At 39.6% G+C, this 3,825-nt stretch carries 2 protein-coding genes; both read right to left on the reverse strand.

Annotation, left to right across the window (positions count from 1 at the left end):
* Positions 1 to 1,949 (reverse strand): reverse transcriptase family protein (locus ACRC28_RS08565; protein ID WP_438543037.1); only part of this gene is annotated, 1,949 nt, incomplete at its 3' end.
* Positions 1,950 to 2,157: 208 nt separating this feature from the next.
* A partial coding sequence (locus tag ACRC28_RS08570; RefSeq protein ID WP_438543038.1) for an RNase H-like domain-containing protein occupies positions 2,158 to 3,825 on the reverse strand: 1,668 nt, incomplete at its 5' end.

Here is a 3,825-nt window from a genome sequence, read left to right on the forward strand (position 1 = left end):
AAATCAAAGCCGCTGAGCTTTGAATTCATAATTCTTTGAAATTCCCGAGGGGCATTTGCCAGTCCAAACGGCATTCTCAAGAACTCGTATTGCCCAAAGGGTAGCACAAAAGCTGTTTTTGGAATGCTTTCGGGGGCAATTTCTATTTGATAATAGCCCATGTTTAGGTCTAACTGAGAAAACACTGTAGCACCTTGCAAATCGGTCAAGGAGTTTTGTATGGATGGAAATGGGTAACCCTGTTTTATAGTTTTTTTATTAAGTCCTCTATAATCAATTAAGAGTCTTATATTCCCATTCTTTTTCGTTCTTGCAAAAGCTGGTGCCGAGTAGGGACTATGACTTTCCCTTATGATGCCTAGTTTCAAAAGTTTCTTTACCTCGTCTTTTACTTGCTTTTGATAATTTAGCGGGATGTTATACGGCTTGTTGTGAACTGGCGTTTGGTCGTTAAGATGAATGTGCATCTTTTGCCCTCCAATGCGTCCAAGTGTGGGGTTGTTTCTTTTATAGTAGAGGACGAGATCCTCAAAAGACATGGTTGTTGAACAGAAAGGAATTGTTTTATTTAGCAGTTCAGTATCTGGGTCAGTTGGGTTCTTCGTACTCTTGCGGAATAATATATCCTCTTCCATGAAATTTATTACGCAACCGTGTTTCCTAAGGAAACTACATCCCAATAGGCCATCGTGAGGTAAATTAGGTAAAATGTAGAAATCTTCAAGTACCTTGCTGGTTTGCACGTCCGGGATTGAGACCAGAGCTCTCAGCTTGCTTTTTATTTTAACGGTTGTTCCGTTTGCAAGTGATATTTCCATTCCATAGACATTTTCTTCGATGGGGTCCTTAATTTTTGTTACTAATTCTGGAGAGATGAAATTGTTATCGGAACCGGAATCGACGATAAAGTTTGCGTGGGCGCTATCATTTAAGATCAAGTTGAGACTGAAACTGTTATTTTTGGAAGCAGGAGTGTGGTTAAAGCTTTCGGAGTTTGATTTAACTGCTAAGACATTGGGTTTGTGATCTGAGTAGCTTGTGGTACTTGCCGTGTTCTTCCTTTTCCAGTTGGCATAAGCTATGCAGTCACTCGTGTTATGCATATTGGATTTATGATAAGAACAGTATGTTCTATCCTTGGGTGCAAAATGTAGTGGTCTGTAGGACGCGGAGTCCTGCCTTATAGGTTCGCTGATATCGTAAAAACTTTGGAGGGCCTTGAACTTAATTAGAGCTCTTTTAATCTCCTTTAGCTCTTGTGCTTGGACATTCAGTAACATCTCCTTTTCTTTAATAGTTAGCTGGTGAAGTATAATCTCTACGATGTCTCTTTCTGGTATTTTATCGTTGTTAGAACATTGAGCTAAGCATAGATCCGCTCTTTCCTTTGTTTTTTCGAGGTGAAGGAAGAATTCTTCAATTGACTTGAAGTCCCTCGTTTTTGCTTGTCGGAGCATTGTTCTGAAGATGGTGAAAGATTCTGGTTTGTACACAAACTTCACTAAAGCATCCAGCTTTGTGTCGAACGTTCGTTTTTCAGCAATGACTTCGTGAAATTGGTCAGAAACTAGTGCTAATAGTACGCTCTTTGCCGTTTCGTCATTCCAATTGTTGGTTTGGACCAGCTGTCTGATAGATTTGGCCCATTCTAACACATCTTGAATGTCTGGATTCGTAAAGACGTGGACAGTAACCGTGGGTGCTTGAGCAAGCTGCACTCCTTCGATCGTAGTGGCAAACTTAAGGTTGTTGTAGGTCGATTCAACCTGTTTTGCTCTTAGTGGGTCAGTTAGACAAAGCGGACCAAGACATGGGGCATGAGTAGAAGCTCCCTTGAGCGGTTCTCTCATGTGGTGTGAGTGCTTCCCATGTGGTCGTGATGACGACGATGAATTCATCTTGTCGTGTGTCGACATTAGAAATTTAGTATTCCTGTTGCTAGTCATCATGGGGGTAAATTTCCTCCTTAAATGTTTGTGAATCCTGATTAATTAATTGCTCACGTTTAGGTTTTATTAATTGCAATTAATTAACCATTGAGTTTTTTGACATAACTGATTCAAGCTTTGGAATTGTGAACGTGATGAGACATAACAAGATAAATTAATTACAATTAATTTATCAATGAATTATTTGACATGTTTGATATACTCGGGACTAGAAACACGACAGTCTTCCCCCGTTAAGGAAAGGTTTAAGACGCTTGAAATTTATTCGGAACTGTTTTGAACCTTTTTTGATTATCACATAGTTGTGTTCTAGTTTAACTTTTACCACCCGAAAAGGACCTTTCCAACGTGGATCCAGTTTATCGCAAGTGGGTGCTTTAACGAAAACCTTGTCTCCAACTCTGTACCTGTGGGGTACTCGATTTGAGTTGATTCGTCTGAGGTCATGCAGGTTTCTGTCTTTTGTTCTCCTAAGGATTGCGTTCCGGTCTATTTTTGAGGTTAGATACGGGTTCAGCGGATTCTTACCTTTTACTATTTCAAAAGGAGAGTGACCCAAGGTTTGGTGTTGCAGCAAGCAAATGCTTTTCATTGTTTCACTTAGTGCTTCATCGAAGGTCAGGTGTTTTAGACATCTTAAAGTGTTGCCTATAGTTTGATTCATTCTTTCTACAACACTGTTTCCAGTTGGGTTGTAGGCACTTGAGGTTGTATGTTTAATGCCTTCGTTCTTTAGAAACCCTAAAAAGTGGGCAGAAATGAATTGTCTACCTTGGTCTGATAGCAGTCTCTTTGGCTTCCCGTGTTTTTTAAACCATTGTTTAGTCAGGTGTTCTTTAATTTCCGCAGATGTGGTTTTTGTTAAGGGGTATATCTCGGTCCATTTGCTATACAAATCAACTACTACTAAGAGGTTCACTAGTGAACCTTTTTGGGAGTTTTTGAACCGTCCTGGGTCGATCGGTCCCATGATGTCTATAGCAATTTCTGAGAAAGGCTCAGTTGAGAATATGGCTCCGGATAGGACTGCGTAATTTGACCGAGAGTTTTTATTCTGCTGACAGATTGTGCAGTTTTTTGTAATTCGTTTTATTTCTCTCATCATGTTCTTAACCTTAAAAGCCTTCTTCAGAGTGCTGTATAACCGATGCATGCCTGGATGAGCGAAAAAGTCATGGTGTGCAAAATTGATAAAATCCCTTACCTTGTTCTTAGGAATACATATTCTTCCTTCCGTGGTTTGCCTAGCTGTTAAGTCGAGTGCAAAAGGTAGGTTTTGCAGGAAATTTGAGTTTTGGTGTTCTTTGTTTATTAAGGTGAAACATCTTGATAGGGTATCAGCTCCAGTGTTGTCTTTCCCTGATATGTGCTCTAAATTAACATTGTACTCATCAAGGAGAATTTTCCATCTTTGAGCTCTATTTGAGTCACACTTGGAAATGTAAAGGAGGTTCCGGTGATCAGTTTTTACTTTTATAATTGATCCCATCAGCATTGTTTTGAAGTGCTGCAAGGCTTTAATAATCGCCAGAAGTTCTTTCTCCGTTACAGTATAATTTAGTTCTGCTTTCTTGAATTTATAGCTGTAGATTCCAACTATTTTTCCCTCTTGAGTGAGGACCGCACCCATTCCCTCGTCGCTGGCGTCAGTGCTTAGGATAAATTCTTTTGTGATATCTGGGTGATGCAAAGTAATTTGTTGTTTGACCGTTTTGACAATTCTACTAACAATCTGGGTGTCCCTGTTTGACCAAACAAATTTTCTCTTCCCTGAGAGTTTGTTAGAAATGCATGATAGTGATACACTTAAATTCGGTATGTGATCTCTGAACCAGTTTATCACACCCAGAAGTTTCATTAATTGTTTCCGGTTGCT

It is taken from the genome of Clostridium sp. (assembly GCF_051650885.1).
Taxonomy (GTDB): domain Bacteria; phylum Bacillota; class Clostridia; order Clostridiales; family Clostridiaceae; genus Clostridium.